3 protein-coding genes and 1 pseudogene are annotated in these 2,370 nt (G+C 66.0%); 2 read left to right on the forward strand and 2 right to left on the reverse strand.

Features of this window, described 5'->3' with window-relative positions:
- A partial coding sequence (locus tag MOV75_RS34840; protein ID WP_247007608.1) for a DMT family transporter occupies positions 1–695 on the forward strand: 695 nt, incomplete at its 5' end.
- 6 nt (positions 696–701) lie between these two features.
- Here MOV75_RS34840 and MOV75_RS34845 read toward each other — a convergent pair.
- Both MOV75_RS34845 and gloB read right to left on the reverse strand, forming a co-directional pair.
- Positions 702–1,124, reverse strand: coding sequence for a cupin domain-containing protein (locus MOV75_RS34845; protein WP_246927911.1), 423 nt, complete (start codon positions 1,122–1,124; stop codon positions 702–704).
- Positions 1,125–1,147: 23 nt separating this feature from the next.
- Positions 1,148–1,915, reverse strand: coding sequence for a hydroxyacylglutathione hydrolase (gene gloB / locus MOV75_RS34850; protein ID WP_246927908.1), 768 nt, complete (start codon positions 1,913–1,915; stop codon positions 1,148–1,150).
- 108 nt (positions 1,916–2,023) lie between these two features.
- Here gloB and MOV75_RS34855 point away from each other — a divergent pair.
- A pseudogene (locus MOV75_RS34855) lies at positions 2,024–2,370 on the forward strand (class I SAM-dependent methyltransferase); the annotation flags it as partial.

Genomic DNA, 2,370 nt, shown 5'->3' on the forward strand with positions numbered 1-2,370 from the left:
AAAGCCTGCGCCAGCCGCTCGTCGTCTGGGCCGTCGGCGTCGGCGGCCTGTTCGGCTATCACGCGCTGTATTTTCTCGCCCTGCGCTTCGCGCCGCCGGCCGAGGCCGGCCTGCTGAATTATCTGTGGCCGCTCCTGATCGTGCTGTTCTCGTCGTTCCTGCCGGGCGAGCGGCTCGCCCTGCATCACATCGTCGGCGCGGTGCTCGGCCTCGTCGGCACCGTGCTGCTGTTTGCCGGCAACACCTCTGGCTTCGCGCCGGGCCAGGTGCCGGGACTGGTCGCGGCCTTCATCGCTGCGTTCGTCTGGGCGACCTATTCGGTGCTGTCGCGCCGGCTCAAGGCCGTGCCGACCGATGCGGTCGCGGGATTCTGTCTGGCCACCGCAGTGCTCGCCGCGCTGATGCATGGCCTGCTCGAGACCGCGGTGTGGCCGGAGACGAGCTTGCAATGGCTCTCCGTGATCGCGCTCGGCATCGGCCCCGTCGGTGCCGCCTTCTACGCCTGGGACATCGGCATGAAACGCGGTGACATCCGCGTGCTCGGCGCCGCCTCTTACGCGACGCCGCTGCTCTCGACCGGCTTCCTGATCGCCGCCGGTTTTGCCAAAGCCAGCGCCAACATCGCGATTGCCGCGATCCTGATCGCCGGCGGCGGCCTGATTGCGGCGAAGGACATGGTGCTGAGGAAGAGGTGAAGGGAGCTACGGCTCCCAGCCCTTTGGCGCGAGCTCGAAGCCTGCGAACTCGAATGCAGGCGCCACCGTACAGCCGACCAGTGTCCACTCGCCCGTCGTCTCGGCGGATTGCCAGGCCTGCGCCGGCACGATCGCCTGCGGCCGGTCGCCATTCGCAAGGTCGGTGCCGAGGCGCACCACATGCTGCGAGCGACCGTCATGGGCGATGCGCAGCGTCAGCGGGCTGCCGGCGTAAAAATGCCACGTCTCGACCGCGTCGACGCGATGCCAGTGCGAACGCTCGCCGCGTGCGAGCAGGAAATAGATCGAGGTCGAGCGCGACCGGCCGTTTGTGTCCGTGGTCTGGTCGCGGAACGTTTCGCGGTAATGCCCGCCTTCAGGATGCGGGCGGAGTTCGAGGCGCGCGATGATCTCGGCTGCGGTCGGCATCGATTCCCGTCAGGACTTGTTCTTCAGGACTTGTTCTTGCGCTCGCGCAGCTCGCCGAACACCGCGGCGGCATCCGCGCCCTTCATGTGCAGCCTGGCCGCGACCGACGGTTCATCGGCGCGCAGGAACACGTTTGCCCGCTTCTCGTCGCCAAGCAGTGTGGGAATGGTCGGTTTGTTCTCGGCCCGGAGCTTCGCCACCTCCGCCGCGCGCGCCTGGAGCGCCGCATTGTCGGGATCGACGGTAAGCGCGAACTTGACGTTGGAGGCCGTGTATTCGTGGCCGCAATAGAGCCTGAAGTCGTCGGGCAGGGCACGCAGCTTCAGAAGCGAATCCCACATCATCGGATAGGTGCCCTCGAACACGCGCCCGCAGCCGATCGAGAACAGCGTGTCGGCGGCGAAGACCGTCTTCTCGGTGTCGAACACGTAGGAGATGTGGTCGAGCGTGTGGCCGGGCGTCTCGATCACGCGCGCCAGCAGGTTGCCGATCTTGACCACGTCGGCATTGGCGACACGCAGATCGACGTTCGCGATCGCAGTGGTCTTGTCGTGCGGCGCGACGACGCGGCAATTGTATTTGCGCTTGAGTTCGGCGACCCCGCCGACATGATCGCCGTGATGATGGGTGATCAGGATGTCGGTGAGCTGCCAGCCCTCGCGCTCGAGCGCCTTCAGAATCGGGCCGGCCTCAGGCGCGTCGACGGACGCCGTCGCCTTGGTTTCCACATCGTGGATCAGATAGCCGAAATTATCGCTTAAACAGGTGAAAGTACGAATTTCGGCGGCCATGTCATCTCCATCGCGCTCAGCCCCGCCAGACAAATATGGCGTTAACGTCGCGCAGGCAATGCAATATTCCGCGCGCGGCACCGGCCTTGCGCATGTTACATTGTGGTCATGACCATCGACGTCGTCGACCTCCGCGAGTTCTATTCCCGCCGCCTCGGGATTGTGGCGCGGCAAATGATCAATCGCGGCATCAGGGAGCGCTGGCCGCGTGCCGACGGCCACCGCGTGCTCGGCCTTGGCTATCCCACGCCCTATCTGGGATTGTTCCGGGAAGATGCCGAGCGCTGCATCGCCTTCATGCCGGCGGCTCAGGGCGTCCTGAAATGGCCGACGGGACGGCCGGCGTTGGCCTCGCTGGTCGACGAATTCTCGCTGCCGCTTCCCGACGCCGCGGTCGACCGCATCCTGCTGGTCCACGCGCTGGAGATGTCGGACGATCCGGCCGCGCTGCTGCG

The sequence above is a fragment of the Bradyrhizobium sp. PRIMUS42 genome (assembly GCF_023006515.1).
Lineage (GTDB): Bacteria > Pseudomonadota > Alphaproteobacteria > Rhizobiales > Xanthobacteraceae > Bradyrhizobium.

Excerpts from the sequence above, each read along its gene's own strand:
- MOV75_RS34845 (WP_246927911.1), bottom strand. The coding sequence starts at position 1,124 with ATGCCGACCGCAGCCGAGATCATCGCGCGCCTCGAACTCCGCCCGCAT.
- gloB (WP_246927908.1), bottom strand. The coding sequence starts at position 1,915 with ATGGCCGCCGAAATTCGTACTTTCACCTGTTTAAGCGATAATTTCGGC.